Source organism: Streptomyces sp. NPDC025784 (assembly GCF_055558435.1).
Genome location: NZ_JBVHMN010000001.1, coordinates 1166180 through 1187705, shown reverse-complemented (window position 1 = coordinate 1187705; position 21526 = coordinate 1166180). Strand labels below are relative to the sequence as shown.

General features: G+C 72.5%; 19 protein-coding genes and 1 tRNA gene. 5 read left to right on the top strand and 15 right to left on the bottom strand.

Annotation, left to right across the window (positions count from 1 at the left end; translation table 11 throughout):
- Window positions 1-5: 5 nt before the first annotated feature.
- The 5 genes from ACZ4IF_RS05130 to ehuB all read right to left on the bottom strand — a co-directional run bounded on the left by ACZ4IF_RS05130 (window position 6) and on the right by ehuB (window position 4133).
- Window positions 6-764: an IclR family transcriptional regulator gene (locus tag ACZ4IF_RS05130; protein WP_467559618.1), complete on the bottom strand. Its 759-nt coding sequence runs from the start codon at window positions 762-764 to the stop codon at window positions 6-8.
- A gap of 253 nt (window positions 765-1017) precedes the next feature.
- Window positions 1018-1815 (bottom strand): ectoine/hydroxyectoine ABC transporter ATP-binding protein EhuA, encoded by a 798-nt coding sequence (gene ehuA, locus ACZ4IF_RS05125; RefSeq protein WP_467559616.1) that lies wholly within the window; start codon window positions 1813-1815, stop codon window positions 1018-1020.
- The gene (gene ehuD, locus ACZ4IF_RS05120; RefSeq protein ID WP_467559614.1) at window positions 1805-2455 is read right to left on the bottom strand and encodes an ectoine/hydroxyectoine ABC transporter permease subunit EhuD; all 651 of its coding nucleotides are present in this window, start codon (window positions 2453-2455) and stop codon (window positions 1805-1807) included. Before ehuD ends, ehuA begins: the two co-directional genes overlap by 11 nt.
- Window positions 2452-3189 (bottom strand): ectoine/hydroxyectoine ABC transporter permease subunit EhuC, encoded by a 738-nt coding sequence (gene ehuC, locus ACZ4IF_RS05115; RefSeq protein ID WP_467559612.1) that lies wholly within the window; start codon window positions 3187-3189, stop codon window positions 2452-2454. Before ehuC ends, ehuD begins: the two co-directional genes overlap by 4 nt.
- Window positions 3186-4133: an ectoine/hydroxyectoine ABC transporter substrate-binding protein EhuB gene (gene ehuB / locus ACZ4IF_RS05110; RefSeq protein ID WP_467559610.1), complete on the bottom strand. Its 948-nt coding sequence runs from the start codon at window positions 4131-4133 to the stop codon at window positions 3186-3188. The genes ehuC and ehuB overlap by 4 nt, the downstream gene beginning before the upstream one ends.
- Window positions 4134-4239: 106 nt before the next feature.
- On the opposite strand from ehuB, the gene ACZ4IF_RS05105 reads away from it, so the two are divergent.
- A complete protein-coding gene (locus tag ACZ4IF_RS05105) occupies window positions 4240-4734 on the top strand; it encodes a DUF3830 family protein (protein ID WP_467559608.1) in 495 nt (164 codons plus the stop codon).
- A gap of 99 nt (window positions 4735-4833) precedes the next feature.
- Here ACZ4IF_RS05105 and ACZ4IF_RS05100 read toward each other — a convergent pair whose 3' ends face one another.
- Both ACZ4IF_RS05100 and ACZ4IF_RS05095 read right to left on the bottom strand, forming a co-directional pair.
- The gene (locus ACZ4IF_RS05100) at window positions 4834-6234 is read right to left on the bottom strand and encodes an amidase (protein WP_467559606.1); all 1401 of its coding nucleotides are present in this window, start codon (window positions 6232-6234) and stop codon (window positions 4834-4836) included.
- Between the two features lie 19 nt (window positions 6235-6253).
- Entirely contained in the window at window positions 6254-7237 is a 984-nt protein-coding gene (locus tag ACZ4IF_RS05095) for a D-2-hydroxyacid dehydrogenase (protein WP_467559604.1), read from the bottom strand.
- Window positions 7238-7465: 228 nt separating this feature from the next.
- On the opposite strand from ACZ4IF_RS05095, the gene ACZ4IF_RS05090 reads away from it, so the two are divergent.
- From ACZ4IF_RS05090 to ACZ4IF_RS05080, 3 genes are all read left to right on the top strand, one after another.
- Complete coding sequence (locus ACZ4IF_RS05090) at window positions 7466-8245, top strand: maleate cis-trans isomerase family protein (protein ID WP_467559602.1); 780 nt, start codon at window positions 7466-7468, stop codon at window positions 8243-8245.
- Window positions 8242-8976: a maleate cis-trans isomerase family protein gene (locus tag ACZ4IF_RS05085; protein ID WP_345641088.1), complete on the top strand. Its 735-nt coding sequence runs from the start codon at window positions 8242-8244 to the stop codon at window positions 8974-8976. Before ACZ4IF_RS05090 ends, ACZ4IF_RS05085 begins: the two co-directional genes overlap by 4 nt.
- A 174-nt stretch (window positions 8977-9150) precedes the next feature.
- Complete coding sequence (locus tag ACZ4IF_RS05080) at window positions 9151-10242, top strand: LLM class flavin-dependent oxidoreductase (protein ID WP_467559600.1); 1092 nt, start codon at window positions 9151-9153, stop codon at window positions 10240-10242.
- A gap of 11 nt (window positions 10243-10253) precedes the next feature.
- Here the strand turns inward: ACZ4IF_RS05080 and ACZ4IF_RS05075 are convergent, their stop codons facing one another.
- Window positions 10254-12233 carry a putative bifunctional diguanylate cyclase/phosphodiesterase gene (locus ACZ4IF_RS05075; RefSeq protein WP_467559598.1) on the bottom strand — a complete coding sequence of 660 codons (1980 nt, stop codon included), beginning with the start codon at window positions 12231-12233 and terminating at the stop codon, window positions 10254-10256.
- A 505-nt stretch (window positions 12234-12738) separates the two neighbouring features.
- On the opposite strand from ACZ4IF_RS05075, the gene ACZ4IF_RS05070 reads away from it, so the two are divergent.
- Complete coding sequence (locus tag ACZ4IF_RS05070) at window positions 12739-14238, top strand: M6 family metalloprotease domain-containing protein (RefSeq protein WP_467559979.1); 1500 nt, start codon at window positions 12739-12741, stop codon at window positions 14236-14238.
- Window positions 14239-14514: 276 nt separating this feature from the next.
- Here ACZ4IF_RS05070 and ACZ4IF_RS05065 read toward each other — a convergent pair.
- The 7 genes from ACZ4IF_RS05065 to ACZ4IF_RS05035 all read right to left on the bottom strand — a co-directional run bounded on the left by ACZ4IF_RS05065 (window position 14515) and on the right by ACZ4IF_RS05035 (window position 21437).
- Window positions 14515-14588: transfer RNA gene (locus tag ACZ4IF_RS05065), tRNA-Lys, on the bottom strand.
- Entirely contained in the window at window positions 14579-15274 is a 696-nt protein-coding gene (locus tag ACZ4IF_RS05060) for a bifunctional DNA primase/polymerase (protein WP_467559596.1), read from the bottom strand. The genes ACZ4IF_RS05065 and ACZ4IF_RS05060 overlap by 10 nt, the downstream gene beginning before the upstream one ends.
- 177 nt (window positions 15275-15451) lie before the next feature.
- Window positions 15452-15823: a hypothetical protein gene (locus tag ACZ4IF_RS05055; protein WP_359498844.1), complete on the bottom strand. Its 372-nt coding sequence runs from the start codon at window positions 15821-15823 to the stop codon at window positions 15452-15454.
- 341 nt (window positions 15824-16164) lie between these two features.
- A complete protein-coding gene (locus ACZ4IF_RS05050; RefSeq protein WP_467559594.1) occupies window positions 16165-17499 on the bottom strand; it encodes an AAA domain-containing protein in 1335 nt (444 codons plus the stop codon).
- A complete protein-coding gene (locus ACZ4IF_RS05045; RefSeq protein WP_467559592.1) occupies window positions 17496-19202 on the bottom strand; it encodes a hypothetical protein in 1707 nt (568 codons plus the stop codon). Before ACZ4IF_RS05045 ends, ACZ4IF_RS05050 begins: the two co-directional genes overlap by 4 nt.
- Window positions 19193-20485: a hypothetical protein gene (locus tag ACZ4IF_RS05040; protein ID WP_467559590.1), complete on the bottom strand. Its 1293-nt coding sequence runs from the start codon at window positions 20483-20485 to the stop codon at window positions 19193-19195. The genes ACZ4IF_RS05045 and ACZ4IF_RS05040 overlap by 10 nt, the downstream gene beginning before the upstream one ends.
- Window positions 20436-21437 carry a phosphatase PAP2 family protein gene (locus ACZ4IF_RS05035; protein ID WP_345641115.1) on the bottom strand — a complete coding sequence of 334 codons (1002 nt, stop codon included), beginning with the start codon at window positions 21435-21437 and terminating at the stop codon, window positions 20436-20438. Before ACZ4IF_RS05035 ends, ACZ4IF_RS05040 begins: the two co-directional genes overlap by 50 nt.
- Window positions 21438-21526: the final 89 nt, after the last annotated feature.

Genomic DNA, 21526 nt, shown 5'->3' with positions numbered 1-21526 from the left:
GACCCCTAGATCGCCAGGGAGAGCAGGACGGGTGCCGCGCCGCGGTTCAGCGTGTCCGCGGCCTGCCGGAGCCGGTGCGCGTGCTCGACCGGCAGCGACAGCGCGAGGCAGCCGACGGAGGAGCCGGCCGTGATGGGCACCGCCGCGCAGACCGTGCCGACCGCGTACTCCTGGAGATCGAGGACGGGCACGGTCGGCGCCTGCGCGTCCAGGCGGGACAGCAGCAGCCGCTCGTCGGTGATGGTCCGCGAGGTGAGGCGGGCCATCTTGTGGCGGGCCAGATGGTCGCGCCGGCCGTTGTGGTCGAGCTGGCCGAGCAGGCTCTTGCCGACCGCGCTGGCATGGGCGGAGGAGCGGAAGTCGACCCATTCGTTGACCGCCGGTGCCGCGGGGCTGTCGGCGTACTGGGTGACGTGCACCTCGCCGTCGATGTAGCGGCTGATGTAGATCGCCGCGCCCACCGAGTCCCGCAGCCGGTCGAGGGTGCGCTGGAGTTTCTCGCGCAGGGCCCGGTCACGCTGCTGGGCCGAGCCGAGGCGGCTGAGCGACGCACCGGTGACGTACGCGCCGTCGGCGATCTGCTCGACGTATCCCTCCCGGCGCAGCATCCGCAGGAGTGCGGTCAGGCGTTCGGTGCCGAGGCGGGTCCGGCGGGCGAGGTCGGCGTCGGTGACACCTGCGGAGTGCCGTGCCACCGTCTCCAGGACGCGCAGGGCGTCCTGGGCCGAGTGGTACGGCGCGGTCGGCTCGTTCTTCAGCGCCACGGTTTCCCCCTGCGCTTCATGGGCCCGGCTCAAAAACGACACAGCCCGGACGGCCGGGCTCACTCCACGATAACCGTCAAAGAGCGGGCTGTGAGCGTCCGTTGACGAGATTGATGCCGTACCCGGACGCTCTCAGCAGCGACGCGACACTCTGGCATATGCCCCGGTCACGGCACGCGGGGCATGGCCCGGCTGTCGGACCTCGGGCCTTGCCCCGCGCGCTCCCCGCCCGCCCCTCGTTCACTCCCGGTAATCAAAGAACCGCGCTGAGGAATTCCCGGGTGCGGTCCTGCTCCGGATCGCTGAAGATCTTCTCCGGCGGACCGGACTCGATGACGTGGCCGGAATCGAACATCAGGACCTGGTCCGAGATGTCCCGGGCGAAATTCATCTCGTGGGTCACACAGAGCATCGTGATGTCGGTGGTGTGGGCGATGTCACGGAGGACGTCGAGGACACCGGCGACCAGCTCGGGGTCGAGCGCGGACGTCACCTCGTCCAGGAGCAGCACCTGCGGCCGCATCGCCAGCGCCCGCGCGATCGCGACACGCTGCTGCTGGCCGCCGGACAGCCGGCTCGGACGCTCGTCGCACTTGTCCGCGAGACCCACCAGGTCGAGCAGTTCACGGGCCCGCGCCTCCGCCTCGTCCTTGGACATCCCGAGGACGGTGACGGGCGCCTCGGTGACGTTCCTGAGGACGCTCATGTTCGGGAACAGGTTGAACTGCTGGAAGACCATCCCGATCTTCTTGCGGACCTCCCGGACCTCCTTCTCGCCCGCCGGGAAGAGCCGGTCCCCCGCGATCGTGATCGTGCCGGCGTCCGGCTCGGCCAGCGTCATCAGCAGCCGCAGGATCGTCGTCTTGCCGGAGCCGGACGGGCCGATCAGGGTGACGTGCTTCCCGGAGTCGACGCGGAAGTCCAGCTCGTCGAGGACGGTGTTGTCGCCGAAGCGCTTGGTGACCTTATCGAATCGGATCAGCTCGGCACCGTCCACCGGCGGATTGGCGTTCAGTTCGTTCGCGGGTACGGGATTGGTGTCAGCGGACAAGACGTCGCTCCAGGGCTCGCAGAAGCAGGGAAGCCGGATAGGAAATGAGGATGAAGGCCACGCCGATGACCGTGAGGGGCTCGGTGAACTGGAAGTGCTGCTGCGAGTACAGCCGCGCCTCGCCGAGCATCTCCAGCACGGTGATCGTCATCAGCATCGGGGTGTCCTTCAGCATCGCGATGACGTAGTTGCCGAGCGCGGGCACCACGCGGCGGATCGCCTGCGGCAGGATCACCGCGGTCCAGGTGCGCCGCACGGGCAGGCTGAGCGCCGTGGCCGCTTCCCACTGGCCGACCGGCACGCCCTCGATGCCGGCCCGGTAGACCTGCATCGTGTACGTCGAGTAGTGCAGCCCGATCGCGACGACACCCGTGGTCAGCGCGGAGAACGTGATGTTCCACTCGGGCAGCACGTAGAAGAGGAAGAACAGCTGCACCAGCAGCGGGGTGTTCCTGACGAACTCGGTGACGAGCCCGACCGGCCAGCGCACCCACCGCGTCGGCGTCCGCATCAGCAGCGCCCACACCAGACCGAGGGCGAAAGCGATCAGCGAACCGAGCGCCAGCGCCTGCAGGGTGACCAGCAGGCCGTCCCAGAAGAGCGGCATGAAGTCACCGACCGCGCTCCAGTCCCAGTTCATGCGCCACCTCCCGCCGCGCCCGCACCGGCGCCCACGCCGGTGCTCTCCGCCCGGCGCAGCTCACGCTGGGACGCGCCGCGCTCCGGTTCCTTGCCCATGCCGGCCTTCAGTCGCTTCTCCAGACCGCGCATGACCCGGGTGAGCAGGAAGGCGATGACGAAGTAGATGAGCAGCACGTACGTGTAGATCTCCGCGCTCTGCTGGAGCGCCAGCCGCACCAGGTTGGCGCTGAAGGTCAGATCGCCCATCCCCATGACGGAGACCAGCGCCGTGCCCTTGAGCAGCTCGATCAGCAGGTTGCAGAAGGAGGGGATCATCTCGGGCACCGCCTGCGGCAGCAGGATCAGCCGCATCCGCTGCCAGGGCGTGAAGCTGAGCGCGATACCGCCCTCACGCTGTGCCGGATCGACCGCGTTCAGCGCGCCGCGCACGATCTCCGAGCCGTACGCGCCGTACGTCAGCCCCAGCGCCAGCGTGCCCGCCCACATCGGGACGAGCTGCCAGCCGAAGGCGAGCGGCAGCACGAAGTACACCCAGAAGATCATGATCAGCGCGGAGGTGCCGCGGAACACCTCGGTGTAGAAGCCCGCGAGGAAGCGGACGATCCACAGCCGCGAGGTGCGCGCGATCCCGACCACGAAGGAGACGGCGCCGGCCAGCAGGGCGCTGAGGAACAGCAGCTGGACGGTGACCCATATGCCCTTGAGTACGAGTTCCCAGAGTCCCGATGTCATCCGCGGCAGAGCTCCTTCGCGGTCATGTCGGTCATCTCCGCCTTGGTGAATCCGAACGGCTGGAGGATGCGGAACAGTTCGCCGCTCGCCTTCATCTTCCGCAGCTCCACGTTGAAGGCGTCCCGCAGCCGCGTCTCGCCCGACCGGAAGGCGAAGCCGCCGCCGTCGACATGCGGCTTGCCCTTGACCAGGGGCGCGAAGGGTTTGGTGCTCTCCGCCTTGCGGGACTTCTTGACCACCTCACGTGTGGTCAGCGCGGTCCCCGCGAAGACGTCGGCCCGCCCCGCCTCGACGGCGTTCAGCCCGGCGACCTGGTCGGGCACGATCAGGATGTCGCTCTCCTTGTACCCGGCCTCCACCGCGTATTGGATCTCGGCATAGCCCGTGCCGGTCGCGAACTTCGCCTTCTTCGCCACGACGTCCTTGTAGTCGTGCAGGTCCATGGGATTGCCCTTGCGCACGATGAAGGCGTCGAGCATCTGGTAGTCCGGGTCGGCGAAGATGACCTGTTCGCAGCGCTCGGGGTTGATGTACATCCCGGCCGACACGACGTCGAACTGCTGCGAGTCGAGTCCGGGGATGAGCGAGCCGAACTCGGTGGGGACCGGCTGGACGCGGTCGATGCCGAGCCGCTTGAAGACGGCCTTCGCGAGCTGCGGCGCCTCGCCGGTCAGCTCGCCGTTCCTGTCGATGTAACCGAAGGGGATCTCGCCCGCGATGCCGAGCCGTACGACGCCCTGCGCCTTCAGCCGGTCGAGGAGATCACCACCGTCCGTGCCGGACGCCGTGGCGACCCGGCTGCAACCGGCGGCGCCCAGCGCGCCGACGGCACCGAGCGCGGAGACACCCGCGAGCAGCGACCGCCGGCTCGGGCCTTCGCCGGGGGCCCTGAACGGGCCTCGTTTCTCCGCGCCATAACCGTCCTTGCCAAGTGGTGGAGCCATGGCCGCGCGGCTACCCGATGCCATGCGATCCATGCGGATCAATTTGCGCCCGTACACGCCGCCGAATGTCCGAGGCCCTCTTGACTCCCGCGGGACCATGGAATGCATGGCTGATCGCTACATCGAAGTCTCCCTGGTCAAAAGGGGAGTCGACTGCACGGCGAAACTGCTCGACGACCGGGCGCCGATCACCTGCGCGGCGGTGTGGGACGCGCTTCCACTGAGCGGAGACGTCTACCACGCGAAATACGCGCGCAATGAGATCTACGCCCTTTTCCCGCCTTTCACGAAATCGGAGCCACCCCTGGAAAATCCGACAGTTACCCCTATTCCGGGAGACCTCTGTTATTTCTCCTTCGCGGGCGCGGAACTGGGCACGCAGGCCTACGGATACGACCGTGAGGTCCGCGCCGGAACGACGGTGGTGGACCTGGCCCTGTTCTACGAGCGCAACAACCTGCTCCTGAACGGGGACGTCGGCTGGGTGCCGGGGATCGTCTGGGGCCAGGTGGTCGAGGGCCTCGACGCGATGGCCGAGGCCTGCAACGACCTGTGGCGCACCGGCGCGCAGGGCGAGGCGCTCCGGTTCCGCCGGGCGTGACCGTCCCGGCGCGGTGGTCACGGCCGGCCGGGTCCTGAAGCACCGGACCAGTGCCCACGGTGCGGTACCCGAGCACCGGCGGGCGTCCCCGGCCGGCTGTCAGAGCACCGGGGGAGCGACCCCGGCGACGCCCGCCTCGTACAGCGCCTGTGCCGTCCGCAGGACGAGGTCGTCACGGTGCCGCGCCGCCACGATCTGCAGACCCACCGGCAGACCGTCCCCGTCCACTCCGACGGGGACGGTCGCCGCGGGCTGCTGCGTCATGTTGAACGGGTACGTGAACGGGGTCCAGCCCGTCCAACGCCGGTGGCCGGAGCGGGCGGGCACCTCCGCGCCCGCCTCGAAGGCCGTCAGCGGCAGCGTCGGCGTGACCAGGACGTCGTAGGACTGGTGGAACCGGCCCATGCGCCGGCCCAGCTCCATGCGGACGTCGACCGCGGCGAGGTAGTCCAGTGCGCCGAACCGGGCGCCGAGCGCACAGATCTCGCGCAGGCCGGGGTCGAGCAACTCCCGCTGGTGGGGCCCCAGACGCTGGGTCACCCGGGCGGCCCCGCTGAACCAGAGCGTGTGGAAGGCCTCCACCGGATCGGTGAAGTCGGGGTCGTCCTCGGCGACGTACGCGCCGAGACCCGCCAGCCGCTCCACCGCCCCCCGCACCGCCGCCGCGACGGCGGGCCGGACCGCGACCTGCCCGCCGAGCGACGGCGAGTACGCGACCCGCAGCCCCCGCACTCCGCCCTCCAGCGCGTCCACGAAGGAACCGGCCGCCGGCCCGAGCGCGGACCAGTCCCGGGCGTCCGGACCGCTGATCACGTCCAGCAGCAGCGCCGCGTCGGCGGCGTCCCGCGTCATCGGACCCACGTGCGACAGCGTCCCGAAGGCGCTCGCGGGATACAGCGGCACCCTGCCGTACGTCGGCTTCAGACCGAAGATCCCGCAGAGCGCGGCCGGGATGCGGACGCTGCCGCCGCCGTCGGTGCCCAGGGACAGCGGGCCCGCGCCGAGCGCCACGGCCGCCGCGCTGCCCCCGCTGGAGCCGCCCGCGGTGCGCGAGACGTCGTACGGATTGCGGGTCACCCCGGACAGCGGCGAGTCCGTGACACCCTTCCAGCCGAACTCGGGCGTGGTCGTCTTGCCCACGAGGACCGCGCCGTGCTCGCGCAGCCGGGCCACCGACGGCGCGTCCTCCTCCCAGCGGCCCCCCGGGTCGACGGTCCTCGATCCGCGCAGTGTGGGATGTCCGCGCTGCAGCAGGATGTCCTTCACGGTGACGGGGACACCGTCGAGCAGGCCCGCCGGCTCGCCGCGCCGCCAGCGCGCCTCCGACTCCCCGGCGCGGGCGAGAGCCTCCTCGGCGTGCAGCCTTACGAACGCGTTCACGGCGGGCTGGACGTGTTCGGCCCGCTCCAGGACCGCCCGCGTCGCCTCCACGGGGCTGAATTCGCCCTTGCGGTAGCCGTCGACGAGTTGTACCGCGGTCAGCTCCGTGAGTTCCGACATCGGCCCCTCCAAAGGGAGTTCAGTGTCCCGGCACGTACCCGCGCTTCTTGTCGACGACGTTCCGGAGCGGCTTGCCCGCCGCCCACCTCTCGTACAACTCCACGAACTGCATACCCAGTTCGTCCCGCCAGCCCACTGTGTCCCCGCTCATGTGCGGTGACACGATCAGTCCCGGGACCTGCCACAACGGGCTCTCGGGGCCGAGCGGTTCGTGTGCGAAGACATCGAGGGCCGCGCCGGCGATCCACCGCTTGCTCAGGGCCTCGGCGAGCGCCTCCTCGACCACCAGCTGGCCCCGTCCGATGTTGATGAAGCGGGCGGAGGGCTGCATCATGCCGAACCGCCGCGCGTCGAACATCCCGTACGTGTCCTCCGTCAGCGGCGCCGCGGACACCACCCAGTCGGCGCGCGCCATCAGCCGGTCCAGCTCCCCGGGGCCGTGGATCCCGGTGCGTGGGGTCCGCCCCACCAGCGCCGTCGTGATGTCGAGCGCCTTGAGCGTGCGGACGATCGCCCGCCCGATCGGGCCGGAGCCGACCACACAGGCGCGGGTGCCGGCCACCCGCTGCGACTCGCGGTGCCGCCACTCCCGCTGCCGCTGGAGGTCCCAGGTGTGCGGCAGGTCCTTCGCCATGGCGAGCACCAGCGCGGCGACGTACTCCGCGATCGGCTGGTCGAAGACACCGCGCGCGTTGGTCACCACCGTGTCCGAGTCGGTGAGCTCGGGGCACATCAGATGGTCCACGCCCGCGCTCGCCGTGTGCACCCAGCGCGGCCGCGGGCCCCCGCCCGGCCAGGCGTGGCGTACGGCGTCCGAGGTGAAGTCCCACACCAGCAGCACGTCCGCGTACGGCAGCCGCTCGGCCAGTGCGGTCGCGTCGGCGTGTTCGATCTGCACCCGGCCGGTGAGTCTGCCGAGCCGGGGCGGCGGCTCGGCGTCCAGGACGAGCAGCCGGGTCGGGGGCTGCGGGCCGGGCCCGTGAGGTGACGTGGAGGCGTTCATCGGGTGAAACCGTTTCGCAATGCGGGTCCGCTTTCCTGGGAAGGTGTGAGGCGGTTCTCCGGGGTGCCGGAGGCGGGATTCCCCGGCGGATCATGCGGTCGGACGTGCGCTCGAGGCCGTCTGAGATGCGCGGATTGACCACGCTCGCACCCGAACCTACCTTCGTCAACACGGGCCCACCTACGGTCCGTTGTCCACCCGTTTCCCTTCGTGAGGCCGGTGACTGCGATGGATGTCTCCTTTCTCGGCGGTCCCCGCGAACAGCGCGGCATCGGCGTCGTCGCTCCCTTCGACTTCGCTCTCGATCGTGAGCTGTGGCGATGGGTGCCCGACGACGTCTCCCTTCATCTGACACGTACCCCGTTCGTGCCGGTCGAGGTGAGTCTGGACCTGGCCCGGCTGGTCTCCGAGCACGAGACGCTCGGCGACGCGGTGCGCGCGCTGAACGCCGTCGCGCCCGAGGTCGTCGCGTACGCCTGCACCTCCGGCAGCTTCGTCGGCGGCGTCGCGGGCGAACGCGCGATGTGCGAGGCGATGACCCGGGCGGGCGCGGTCCCCTCGCTCACCACCTCCGGTGCCCTCCTCGACGCGCTGCGGGAGCTCGACGCCCGGCGGATCGCCCTGGTCACCCCGTACACCGTCTCGGTCACCCAGTCCCTGGAGGAGTACCTGGCGGAAGCCGGCATCAACGTCACCGGGCGGTCCTCGCTGGGCCTGACACGGCACATCTGGAAGGTGCCGTACCGCGACGTGGTGACGATGGCCCGGCACGCGGCGCGCACCCCCGCCGACGCCCTCTTCATCAGCTGCACCAACCTTCCGACGTACGACGTGATCCCCCAATTGGAGGCAGAACTGCGCATCCCGGTGATCTCGGCCAACCAGGTGACGATGTGGGCGGCACTGCGCGAGCTGGGTACCCGGGCGGTGGGCCCTTATCAGCGGCTGATGGACCAGTCCGCCCGTGGGGGACCGGTACTGCCGGAAGAACAGGAAGGTTGGGCATGACCGCACTCGGATTCCTCTACCCCGGTCATTCGGCCGAGGACGACTACCCGCGCATGGAGCAGCTGCTCGGCAGCGACATCCGCCTTGCCCTGGTCCACACGGACATCGGGGAGGATGCCCACCGCGTGGACGCGCTCCTGGAGATGGGCTCGGAGGCCAGGCTCGCGGCGGGCGTCGAGGAGCTGCGCCTGTCCGGTGCCGAAGCGGTGGTGTGGGCCTGCACCAGTGCCAGCTTCGTGTACGGCTGGCAGGGCGCCCACGACCAGGTCCGCGCCCTCGCCCGGGCGGCGGGTCTGCCCGCCTCCTCCACGTCCTTCGGCTTCGCGCACGCCGCGGGGGAGGTCGGCGCCCACCGCGTCGCGGTCGGGGCGACCTATCCCGACGACGTGGCCGCGCTCTTCGCCGCGTTCCTGAAGGACGCGGGGGTGGAGGTCGTCGGCGTGCGCGGCTCGGGGGTCGTCACGGCCGCGGAGGTCGGCACCTGGGGGCCGGACCAGGTCCTCGCGATGGCCCGCGCGGCCGATCATCCGGACGCGGAGGCCGTCCTGCTGCCGGACACGGCCCTGCACACCGCCTCGCACATCCCCGCCCTGGAGGAAGCCCTGGGCAAGCCGGTCCTCACCGCCAACCAGGTCACCGTGTGGGAGGCGCTCCGCCTGGCGGACCGCCGGGTCAACGCCCCCGACCTGGGCACGCTCTTCACGAGGGAGCCCATCGTGCAGATGCCGTAGGGCCTGCCGGTGCCGGACGGGCCGGGTCCCGGCCCGTCCGGCACCGGGGAAGGGCCCCCGTGAGCGGCTCCCGGTGCCGGGCCGCGGCCCGGCACCGGGAATAAACGGAGACACCCTCCTGTTCGTACTCCGCGAACGACGCGTCGTACGCAAGCGAAAGCAGGAGGCACCCCGGTGGACGAGACGGACGAGACCCGAGGCACCGCGCACGGCAGCGCACCCGTACCCCTGTCCGTACTGGACCTGGTCACGGTCGGCGCCGGCCGCACCGCGACGGACGCCCTGCGGACCAGCGTCGCCCTCTCGCGCCTCGCGGAGTCCCGCGGCTTCCACCGCTACTGGGTCGCCGAGCACCACTCGATGCCCGGAGTGGCCTCCTCCTCGCCCGCGGTGATCCTCGCCCACCTGGCCGCCCACACCACCCGCATCCGCCTCGGGTCGGGCGGAGTGATGCTCCCCAACCACGCTCCCCTGGTGATCGCGGAGCAGTTCGGCACCCTGGAGGCGCTGGCGCCGGGCCGGGTGGACCTGGGCCTGGGCCGTGCTCCCGGCACGGACGGCGCCACGGCGGCGGCCCTGCGCCGCGCCGACCGCCTCGACGAGGGCGCCGACGACTTCCCGCAGCAGCTCGCGGAACTCACCCGCTTCCTCGACGACGACTTCCCGGACGGCCATCCCTACGCCCGTATCCACGCGGTCCCCGGCCCCGTCCAGTCGACCTCCCCGGGCGGCGTCCAGTCCCCGCACCGCCCGCCGATCTGGCTGCTGGGCTCCTCCGGCTTCAGCGCCCGCCTCGCCGGAGTCCTGGGCCTGCCGTTCGCCTTCGCCCACCACTTCTCGGCGCAGAACACGATCCCGGCCCTGGACCTGTACCGCGAGTCCTTCCGGCCGAGCACCGTCCTCGACGCCCCGTACGCCCTCATCGGCGTCTCCGCCCTCGCCGCGGACGACGAGCGGGAGGCCCGCCGGCAGGTCATGGCCGCGGCCCTGAACATGGTCCGTCTGCGCACCGGCCGCCCGGGTCTGGTCCCGACGCCCGAGGAGGCGGAGGCGTACGACTACAGCCCGATGGAGCGGGAGTTCATCGACTCCTGGAACGTCAACGTCGTCCACGGCACGGCGGACGAGGTGCGGTCGGGGCTGGACGACCTCCAGAAGCGCACCGGCGCCGACGAGCTGATGATCACGAGCCACGCCCACAGCGGCGACCTGCGGCTGCGCTCGTACGAGCTGATCGCGGACGCCTACGGCCTGCCGAAGGCCTGAGGTCGGCGGCCTCAGGCCTGCGCGCAGGCCTGGGTCAGCAGTGCGGAGATACGATCCGGCGCCACCGGCCGCGAGTACAGCCACCCCTGGCCGGTGTCGCATCCGATCCCGCGCAGCCGGGAAGCCTGCGAGGCGGTCTCCACGCACTCGGCGGTGACCGTCAGGCCGAGCCGGTGGGCCAGCTGGATGAGGGCCTCGACGATGACCTCGTCGGCCGCGCCCGTCTGCGCGGCCGCGCCGTCGCCGCCCTGGGCGCCGCCGTCGGGGGCCTCGTACTGGAAGCCGCGGACGAACGAGCCGTCCAGCTTCAGCACGGACACCGGCAGACGACTGAGGTAGGCCAGGTTCGAGTAGCCCGTGCCGAAGTCGTCGATGGCGATGCGGACGCCCATGTCGCTGAGCGACTGGAGGGCCTGCAGCGGGCGGCCCGCCGAGCCCATCACCGCGGACTCGGTGAGCTCCAGCTGGAGCAGGTGCGGCGCGAGGCCGGTCTCCGCGAGGATCGACGCCACGTCCGCGACCAGGTCGGAGTCCCACACCTGCCGGACCGCGACGTTGACGCTGACGAAGATCGGCGACGCGTCCGGGTGGTCCAGCTGCCAGCGGCGGGCCTGCCGGCACGCCGTGGCGAGCACCCAGCGGCCGAGCTGCACGATCGAGCCGTCCTCCTCCGCCAATCCGATGAACCGATTCGGCGTCAGCGTGCCGAACTGCGGGTGGTGCCAGCGGACGAGCGCCTCGACCCCGCGCACGCCGCCGTCCTCCATACCCACCAACGGCTGGTACTCCAGGGCGAATTCACCCCGGTCCACGGCCGCGCGCAAGGTGGAGGAGAGGGCCTGGCGGGTCATGCGGTGGGCGTTGCGCTCCGGGTCGAACAGGGTCCAGCGGCCCTTGCCGTCGGCCTTCGCCCAGTACAGCGTCGTGTCGGCGGCCTGCATCAGACCGGTCGCGGTCGTGCCGGTGGCGCGCCGCTCGACGACCCCGATCGACGCGGACAGCGACAGCCGCTGGCCGGAGAGGTCGAAGGGGGCCTGGAGCGCCTTGAGGACGGATTCGGCGAGGTCCGCCAGCTGGTCGGTCCCCGTGGAGTCCTCGACGAGCAGCGCGAATTCGTCGCCGCCCAGTCTGGCCACCAGGGGAGTGGCCGCTCTCGTGTACCCCGCCTCGTCGGCGCAGCGCGTCAGCCGTTCGGCGACGGCCGCGAGCAGCCGGTCCCCGACCCGGTGGCCGAGCGTGTCGTTGACCGCCTTGAATCCGTCGAGGTCCAGATAGCAGAGCCCGATCCGGCCGGTGCCGCCCTCCTCGTACGCCTCCGCCTCCAGCGCGGCCGACAGGCGCTCGAAGAACAGCGCACGGTTCGGCAGCCGGGTCACCGGGTCGTGCATCTGCAAGTGGCGCAGACGGGCCTGGAGTTCACGCCGGGCGCTGATGTCGGTGACGGACAGCAGGACCGCGGGTTCCTGGGGCGACAGCGGAGCGACCGTGACCTGGACCCAGAGGGAGCGGCCGTCGGGGTGCTTGAGACGGCGGGTGAAACGCAGCCGTGCCTGGCGTCCGCGCAGCACCTCGCGGTACGCGTGCCAGGTGCGGGCGTCGGACGCCAGGTCGACGAGGTCGGCGGCGTTCTTGCCGGGGAGTGTCCCGGCCCTGGCGCCCAGCAGCGTGCTCAGCGCCGCGTTGGCGGTGACGACGAGACCCTCGCGGTCGACGACGGCCATGGCGAGAGGGGCGGCGGCGAACGCGGCCTGATGGGCGCGGGGTGACGTTCCGTCGGGTGCGGCGGCCGCACCGGAAAGGGGCTCGTCCGGGACGCACGAGGCGTCAGAGGTCCCGGGTGCGACGGATGTGCCCGGAGTGGAGGCAGGGGATCGGGACGTGCCGTGATGCGCCTCGGCCGACGCACCAGGAGATGACTCGATGTGACGCTCTGTGACGGCCGGCCGGACGGGGTCTGCCGCGGGCGCCTGCCCTTCGGAGGTTCCGCTCACCGCTCGCTCCCGCAGTGCACTCGTTCTTCGTATGGGTCTCTCGGGGCGGTCGACCGGTGAGGGACGGCCGCACAAGCCGTGTCCGTGCAGGAAAGTGCCGATCATAGAGGCTGGCCTCGGGGCATCGCAGCCACTGTCCAGTGTCCCGGAACAACCACCCGTTCTGACAGATCGTTTCTGCCTGCATCTGGACGGGTTCCTTCCTTGCGCCGACCACATGTGACGTTGCGTGAGAGCTCGGGGTGTCGGCCTCGGACGGCCCTCACCCTTCTGGTGCAGACAAACAGGGCGAAGTACGTCGAACTCACCCAGGCTGGGTGCGGTATCCCCGAATCCGCATCCGGAGGTCCACGTGCCGCGTCCGCTCCCCCTGCGGGGTCTCGCCCGGGAGACCCGTCGCGGTTCCACCCGCGGGGCCCGTCGGGGTTTCACCCGCGAGGACTTGCGGGGCCTCGCTCGTGACGGGGCGCCACGCTGGCGCAGCACCGCGGCCGTGTTCACCTCGATGACGGCGCTCGCCGCGACCTCCCTGGTGCCGGGACCCGCGCTGGCCGAACCCCACTCGGCCCCGTGCACGCTGGAGCGGACCGACGCGCACCACTCCGAGGGCGTCGACACCTGGAACTCCGCCTATGTGCGCCCCACCCACCCGCTCGACGCGGTGATGGTCTTCCTGTCCTTCCCGGACGCGCGTCCGCTCACCACCCCCGCCGAACTGGCCGCAGACCATTTCCCGGCCACCAGCGACTTCTTCGAGCGCGCCTCGTACGGCAGGTTCACCCTGCGCGCGCATCCGCAGCCCCGCTGGATCCGGATGCCGCACCCCTCCACGTCGTACGCCATACAGCGCGACTGGGACGCGGAGGACCGCGCCGCCTATCTGCGCGACGCGCTCGCCGCGGCCGACAAGCAGGTCGACTTCTCCCGCTACGACATCGTCTACTTCGTCGCCGACCCGGACGCGCCGGGTGTCGACTCGGACGCCACGAAGGTGGTGAACCTCGACACACCCCTGCACGCCGACGGCAAGGACATCCGCCGGGTCGTCACGGTCTTCGAGAAGCATCCGCCAGACCGGCTCGTCCTCGCGCACGAGACGGGCCACGTCTTCGACCTGCCCGACCTCTATCACCGGCCCTCCGACGGCAAGGGCGACTGGGACACCTACGTCGGTGACTGGGACCTCATGGGCAGCCAGTTCGGGCTCGCCCCGGACCTGTTCGCCTGGCACAAGTGGAAGCTGGGCTGGCTGGACCCGCACCAGGTGGCCTGCGTCCAGGGCCCGGGCAGCACCCGGCTGACGCTGGAGCCGCTGGGGCAAGGACCGGACACCGCGGGTGCGGGTGCGGGAGCGGCGGGTGCTGCCGCCGGTGCGGCTGCCGGTGCCGGTGCCGGTGCCAGGGGTGCTGCCGCCGCGGGGTCGGCCGCCAGGGGTGCTGCCGCCGCGGGTGCGCTCGCGGCCGGGTCGGGCATCTCCATGGCGGCCGCGTCCAAGGGGGTCCGCGCGGGAGCCTCCGACCCCGGGGCTTCAGGGCCGGGCAGCGGCTCGGGTGCCCCCCGCCCGGGTGGGTCCGGCTCGGGCGCCCCCGGGCCCGACACGTCCGGATCCGGTGCCTTCGCGGCGCCGTCCCCCGGCGGGGGTCTCCCGGACGGGCGGAACTTCGGGGCAGGCCGGGGCACCAAGCTGGCGGTGGTCCCCACCGGCCCGGACAGCGCCCTCGCCTTCGAGGTGCGCGCCCCGGGCGGGAACGACGGCGAGACCTGCGCCCAGGGAGTGCTCGTCTACCGCGTGCACAGCGGGGCCGCGTCGGGCGGCGGCCCCATCGAGGTCGTCGACGCGCACCCGCGCACCGAGTCGTGCTGGGAGGAATCGGTGTACCCGCCGCTCGCGGACGCCCCCGTGGGGCTCGGGGAGAGCTTCACGGTGCCGGGCGAGAATGTCCGCGTCGAGGTCGAGGGCCGCACGCCCTCGGGGGCGTGGACGGTGCGGATCACGACCGGCTGATGCGGATCGCGCCGACCCGGGGGATCGCGCCGACCGGGGGAGCGCGTCCGTCGAGAGGGATTGCGCCGGCTGGGGGAGCGCGTCGACCGAGGAGGAGCGCGCCGGGCGAGGGGGAAGACGATCGGCACGGGGCGGGTGGCCGGCGGGGCAGGCGGCGCGGAGGGCGGGACGAGGCGCTGTCGGCCGTTCGGGTGAATGTCGCGGGGTTGTCGTGCGCGAACATGACGATGGCGAGACCGGATGCGTTTCCGCGATCCTGCCTCGCCATCGTGAGCGTGCGCCGCCAGGGACTCGAACCCCGGACCCGCTGATTAAGAGTCAGCTGCTCTAACCAACTGAGCTAGCGGCGCCTGCTGACGTCGTAGACCTTAGCATCCTGATCGGCGGGAGGAAAAATCGATATGCGGACCGCGGCGGAGGCGGCCGCCCGGGCCGCCCGGACGGCCGCCCAGAGCAGGATCTCGGGGCCCGGGAGCCATGGATGGCGGGTGTCGGGCGCGACGAGCCAGCGGGATTCCAGCCGCTCGGCGGGGTGCGGTCCCGAGGTGTCGGGGACCGGTGCGGGCACGGTCACCGCGTCGCCCGTGCCGTGGCAGAGCAGGGGCGGGACCGCTCCGCACCGGCCCGCGTGCACGGTGCTCCCCGGGCGTCCGGCGTCACGGGAGCCCCACTCCTCCCACTCGAAGAGCGACGGCAGCCGTTGCGCCGTGCCGGGCGCGGCGAACAGCATCATCCGCCCGCGGTACGCGGCCACCGGCCCCGAGCCCGGTCCCTCCTCCCACAGCCGGTCGAGCATCCGGCGCCCGAAGATCGCGGGGGCGCTGACCACGTCGAAGACGGTGCCGCAGGGCAGGACGACCGGGGCGTGCGGGCGCTCCGCCCAGAGGGCGAGAGTGCTGCGCGGATACGTCCCCGCGGAGGCGAGCCAGGCGGCCCCCTCGGGGGTGGCTCCGCAGATGTCGGACCGGTCGGGCGACGCCGGCGGGGTGCCGGGGGCGTGGGGGGTGGTGAGATCCGGGTTCCGAGTGCCGCTCATGCCGACTACATCTACCGGCGGTGAGCGGTCCGTCTCCGAGGGTTGCCGGAAACCGGGACAGGGAGGGGCGGGGTGGAGTATTTTGCGTGCCCGCCCGGCATATGCCGAAGGGCGGCCGTGCCGGGCCGGTGCATGACCCGCGCCGTGCGCGCGGGCCGGCCCGGCCGGGCCACGGGCTCACAGGGGGTCGACGACCCCGTGTCCGTTGCCCTCGACGCCCCGCATCAGATCGCGGCCGAACTCGACCATCTTCTTCGCGTAGTCCTCGGTCCACTCGGCGCGCTCGCCGATGGCGGCCGGGGTGAGCCGGTCGAAGCGGCGCGGGTCGGCGAGCTGTGCCGCGGCGATCGCCTGGAACTCGACGGCGCGGTCGGCGGCGGCCCGGAACGCCTGCGTCAGCTCCGTGGCGCGGTCCAGCAGCGCGCGCGGGTCGTCGATCGACTCCAGGTCGAAGAAGTGCTCCGGATCCCCGGCGGCCTCCGCGGGCTCGAAGAGCAGGGGCGCGGGGCGTAGCCGCGGTTCGTTCCGACGCGGCGTGGGCTCCGCCATGTCTTCTCCTCCTCGTACGGTTGGGAACCCGCCTTGTGGGTGGGCCATCGTCCATTGTCCCCCGGCCGCGCAAGTGGGCCGCGGACGACGGGACCCGAGCGCGGAACGGGCCTGTCCACTCCGCCGCCGCGGTCGCCGACGGCCGTACGCGGTCACCGGCGATCGTGCGTGGTCACCGGACCGCGTGCGTCCCCGGCGGGTGCGCGGGTCCCCGGTCGGCCCCGGTCGGACATCCGCGTCCACGCGCGGTCGCCCGTTTCCCGCACCGGTGCCGCCCCTTTCCTGCGCCGGGGCCGCCCGAGTCCCGCACCACGGCTGCCCGCGTCCGGTACCGCGGCCCGTCAGGGCCGCCAGCTCACCCGATGCTCCGCCAGATGCGACAACACCGCGTGATTGGCTTCCCAACCGTCCGGAAACTTCACCGTGACGCCCAGTTGCACGGGCTCGGTCGACGGATGGTCGTCCAGCAGCTCCGTCACGCCCTCCCGGCACACCACGATGCACGCGTGCCGGTGCCGGGACGCCAGTACGCACAACCGGCCCGTCTCCAGGTGGAAGGCGGTCGCGTCGGGACGCCCGGACAGCGGGTGCAGCACCACCGTCACGTCGAACTCCCGGCCCTGCAGCCGGTTCGCCGTGTCCACGGTGACGTCGGCGACACCGAGATCCGTCAGCGCGGCCCGCACGGCCGCGGCCTGGTCCCGGTGCGCCGTGCCGACGGCGATCCGGTCGGCGGTCAGCGGCGCCGGCTCACCCGACCGCTCCGAGGTGGCGGCGCCGCCCCGGTCCAGCAGCCGCCGCACGACCTGCGCCACGGCCCGCACCGCCTCGGGGTCGGTGCGCGGAGTGTGCCGGGCCGGCAGCTCCAGCAGTCCCCAACCGGCCCGCGCCGCCTCGTCGATGACGCGGTCGGGACCCGAACCGTCCGAGGCGACCGCGAAGTCGAGCCGCCGGTCCTCGTGTCCCGTCCCGCTGCGGAACGGCGTGTACGGGTAGAACGCGTCGGACACCAGCGGTGCCGCGGACGCGGGCAGCCGCCAGGACACCGGCAGACGGTGCTGCGGGAGCTCGGGATTGTGGGCGAGCAGCGTGGTCACCGCGGAGGCCGACGGGTCGTACGACAGCCCGGCCCACTGCTCCGCGCCGACGATGGCGAACGGGTCCAACTGGCCCGGGTCGCCGACGAACAGGGCCCGCTCGAAGAGCCCCGCCACGGCCAGCAGCGCGTCCGACCGCATCTGGTACGCCTCGTCGACGATCGCGTGCCGCCACGGCTCCACGCCCTTGACGTGGGCCCACTTGGCCGCGGTGGAGATGACCACGTCGAGGCCCGCCAGGTCGGCGGCCTTCGTCGACTTGCGCACGTTGTCCAGGCCGTCGAGAGCCTTGTCGTACGGGTCGGAGTCGCTGCTGTGCAGGCGGCCGACGGACACGTCGGCGTCCTTCTCGGCGAGCCGCAGCACCAGGTCGTCGACCTGGGCGTTGGTCTGCGCGATGACCATCAACGGCCTTCCCGCGGACGCGAGTTCGAGCGCGGCCCGGACGACCAGCGTGGACTTCCCGGCCCCCGGCGGGGAGTCCACCACGACACCGCGGTGCGTGCCGTGCAGTGTGTCGTGCAGGATCGCGTCGGTGGCGCGGGCCGCAGCGGCACCGGGATCGAAGACGGTGGTCACAGGATGTCCTCCGGCGTCGTCGGATCCGGCAGGGGGACCGCGTCGGGCTCGCCCGGAGGCCCGCCGTGCGTCCACGGTGTCTCTTCCGGGTCGGGCAGCTTCGCGCCGCCCCGCTGCTCGTGCTCGAAGAGCGTGAAGCACACGAGGTCGCCCTTCTCGGGCACGGATCCTGCGTCGGGCTCCTTGCCGCGGCCCATCTTGTCGACGACGCGCAGCACCACGAGGACGTCGCCGCCGTCCTGGTCCTGCGCGGACGTCACGTCCGCGCAGGACTGGGCGGTGCCGTCGGACTCCGCGGCCCTGTCGGACTCGTCGGCTCCGTCGGACTTCCCGGTCCCGGGGAGCGTCTCGTAGCCGACGAACTCCGCCGACTGCGGCTTGCCGCCCAGTGAGCGGTACACCTTGACGCGTTCCCCCAGATAGGGCCGGTCGTCCGTGCGCACCGTCACCAGCGGGCGAGGACTGGGCCGCTTGCCCTCGCTGTACGCCATCACCACATCGACGACCTCGCCCGCGAATGCCTCGCCCGCGAGCCGGCGGCCGGCCATGACGAGCGGGTCGTCCAGGGCCTCCTGGGCCTCCAGGCGGGCCTGTTCGCGCTCGCGTGTCGCGAGTTTGTTCGCCGCGGTGACCGCGTCGTCCCGGCGGGGCTGCGGCGGCTCTCCGGCGGACACCCGGTCGCGATGCCCGGTGAACGACCAGCGGTCGCGGGTCCAGCGGTCGGTGGCGTGCGCGCCCTCGGGCAGCCCGCGCAGCAGGTCGAGGCCGCGCCACACCGCGTCCCAGGTGGGACGGGTGACGTCGGCCACCAGGTCGCGGATCTCCTGCTCGGCGGCGGTGACAAGGCCGAGCCGGTCGTCGGCCTCGACACCGTCCTCGGCGGCGGCGAACGCGGCACGAGCGCGGTCGTAGCGCTCGATGGCCGGAGCCAGCAGCTCGTTGTCGAAGGCGGGGTCCGTGGCCGGTCCGGCGGGCGGACGGACGAGCTGCCCCCGTGCGTCGCGCGTCGTCCCCGCACGCAGCGCGGCCGCCGCGCCCAGCATCCCCTCGGGCGGGTCGATCCACGCGAGCAGCGCGCCCAGGTGCTGGTCCTCCAGACTGCTCTGGCCGGTGGCCCAGTGCCGGGACAGTACGTCGGTGAGGGCGAGCAGCAGTGCGGAGCCGGGCACGCGGGCCCGCTCCGCGTAATGCGTGAGCCACCGGCCGAACAACGGGACCCGGGGCGGTGCCGGATGGGGCGTCTCGGGGTCCTGCTCGGCGGTGCGCCGGAAGCGGGTGGAGCGGCCGAGCAGCCGTACGAACTCGATGCCCGGCCGGCTCGGGACGATCAGCTGCGGGGCGTCCGCGCACAGTTCGACCTCGACCTTGACGCGCTTGCCGGTCTCCGGGTCCGTCTCGCTGCGCTCGGCCGGCTCGACGGCGTCCGCGTACGTGTCGATGAACGGGAGTACAACGTCGGCCAGTTCGGCGAGGAAAGCGGACCGAAGGTCCCGGTCCCGGGGCTGCGGCACGACCAGCAGCCGGGGGGCGTCCCGGTCGGTTCCGACGAGCGCGCCGAGCGGTGCCCCCGCCTCGCCCGCGGTGGTCAGCGGCACCAGCACCAGCGGCCGTTCGGTGAGGTGCCGGTGCCGCACGGTGGCGGCGGGCTGGGCCCGCCCGCTCTCCACGGCTTCGAGCCGGGCGAGGGTGGCGATCAGCGACATGCGACGCCCTCCCGGACCTCGGACGCACCCGCGCCGGCGGAGTGGCCGTCCAGGGCCTCGGCCCGCAGCCGGGCCGCCCGCCGCAGCATGGCGACCGCCGGGTCGCGCGGGTCGCCCGCCTCGCCGTGCGCCGCCGCGAGGACATCCGTGACCGAGGTCAGGCCGCCGAGTTCCGAGCGCAGCGAGCGGCCCAGGGACGTCACCGCGCCCTCGGCGAGCGCGCGGTCACGGCAGTGGAAGGCCAGGTCGCAGGCGGACAGGCACTCGGGGGCGTACGCCGCCGGGACCGCTTCGACGGCGGTCGTCAGCTCGGCGGCGGGCAGATCGGGGGAGAAGCAGGTGCCCTCGGGCAGGGCGGCGGCGATGTCCTCGACGCGGGTGAGCCGGGCGAGCTGGCGCCTGGTGACCGCGCGCTGCTTGCGGATGTCGACGGCGGAGGCGGCCGGCAGGTTGGAGAAGTCCTTGGGGCACACCAGGAGGATCCGGTGGGAGACCTCGGGGGCGCCGGTCAGGGCGCCGCGCACAGAGGGCGCCCCGGCCGGGACGGCGGTGTCCGGTGCCTCGGCCGGTGCGGGAAGGACGGCCGGGTCCGGCTCCCCCGCCCGCCGCACGGCCACGGCCTGCTCCTCCGGCGGTGTGCCGAGGCGGGCGGCGACCTCCTCCAGGGCCAGGACGTACACGGCGGACTGCCGGGCGGCGGCGCCCACCTTCGCCGGGTCCGCCGAACCGTCGAGCATCGGGAAGGACTTGATCTCGACGACCGTCCAGCGGCCGTCGGGGTGCACGACCACGGCGTCCGGCTCGAGGAAGGCGGGGGAGCCGGCGACGTCGAGGGCGACCATGGGGTGGTCGAGCAGCGTCCAGACGCCGGCCCCGGTGGCCTCGCGCAGCGCGAGCGCCGTCCGGGCGGCGCGTCCCTCGGGGCCGACGGCGCTCAGGTCGGGCACGACACCGGTCGTGGGAGGCTCGGCGCGCGGATCCAGCCGCTCGTGCACCAGCCGCAGCAGCTCCGCGCCGCCGTCGGCCTTGACCCGTGCCTCGAACGCATTGCCGCGCATGAAGGCGAACTGCGACTGCCCGAAGCCGGACGGCGCCCCCAGTGCGCCGGCCAGCTTCGCCTTGTCCACGCCCGCGCCGTCGAGCAGGGCGCGACGCTCGCACCCGGGGTTCGCGGCGAGCGCCGCGAGGGCGCGCGCGTCGAGGGACTTGGGCGGTACGTCCGGGCCGCGCAGCTCAGCGAGCCGCTGCCGGAGCCCCGTCCCCCGCGTCCGTGGGAGAGGCACCCGGTTCGGCTCCCGGCCCGGTTCGGGACTCGCGCTGTCGGGGAATTCGCTCACCCGCGGAAGTCTGGCACCCCGCACTGACAATCGAGGAACCTGTGGTGCCCGAGGCGGTGGCGGACCGCGGGAACCGCGCGACCAGCCGGGTCCTCGCCCGGTCCGCGAGCCGCATCACGACGGGGGTCAGCAGCAGACCTGCCCCCATCACCGCGGCGCCGGCGACGGCGTCGAGGAAGTAGTGGTTCGCGGTGCCCATCACGACGATCGTGGTGAGCAGCGGATACGCGACACCCGCGAGCCGGGCGAGTGGTGTGCGGCCGTGGCGCCACAGCATCACCCCGCACCACAGCGCCCAGCCCACGTGCAGGCTCGGCATCGCCGCGTACTGGTTGGTCATGCCGCCCATGCCCCGCGGCGCGCTCGCCTCGCCGCCCCACCAGCCGTACGAGCTGTACTGGGCCATCGTGTCGACGAAGCCGTGGCCCTCGGACAGCAGCCGGGGCGGGCAGGTCGGCAGCAGCGTGAAGCCGATCAGGCCGATGAAGGTCGAGGTCATCAGCCAGGTGCGGGCCGCGCGGTAGTGCGCGGTCCGGGAGCGGAAGAGCCAGACGAGGAGTACGGGCGTCACCAGGTAGTGCAGCGACGCGTACCAGAAGTCGGCCGGGACGCCGAGCCAGGCCTCGCGGGTGAACAGCCGGTTCAGCGGGTGCTCGGCGTTGAGGTGGAGGACCTTCTCGATGCGCAGGATCTCCAGGCCGTGGTCGACCGCGCTGGAGGTGTCGCCGCGGGCGAGCAGCCGGCCCGCCGAGTACGACGCGTACACCAGCAGGATCAGCGGCAGTTCGGTCCACCAGCGCAGGCGCGCGTGCGCTCCCGAGACGTCGCGCAGGTCGGTCCACCTGCGAAACCGGGCGCGTGGTGCCGTCCCGGTACGCGGTGCATCGGTCTGCGGCATCCGATCGCCCTCCCCCATCTGCTTCTGCTGTGACCCCACAGTCTGCACAGTGTCTGGAGACGATCGGTGGCCGCATGCGATTTTACGGT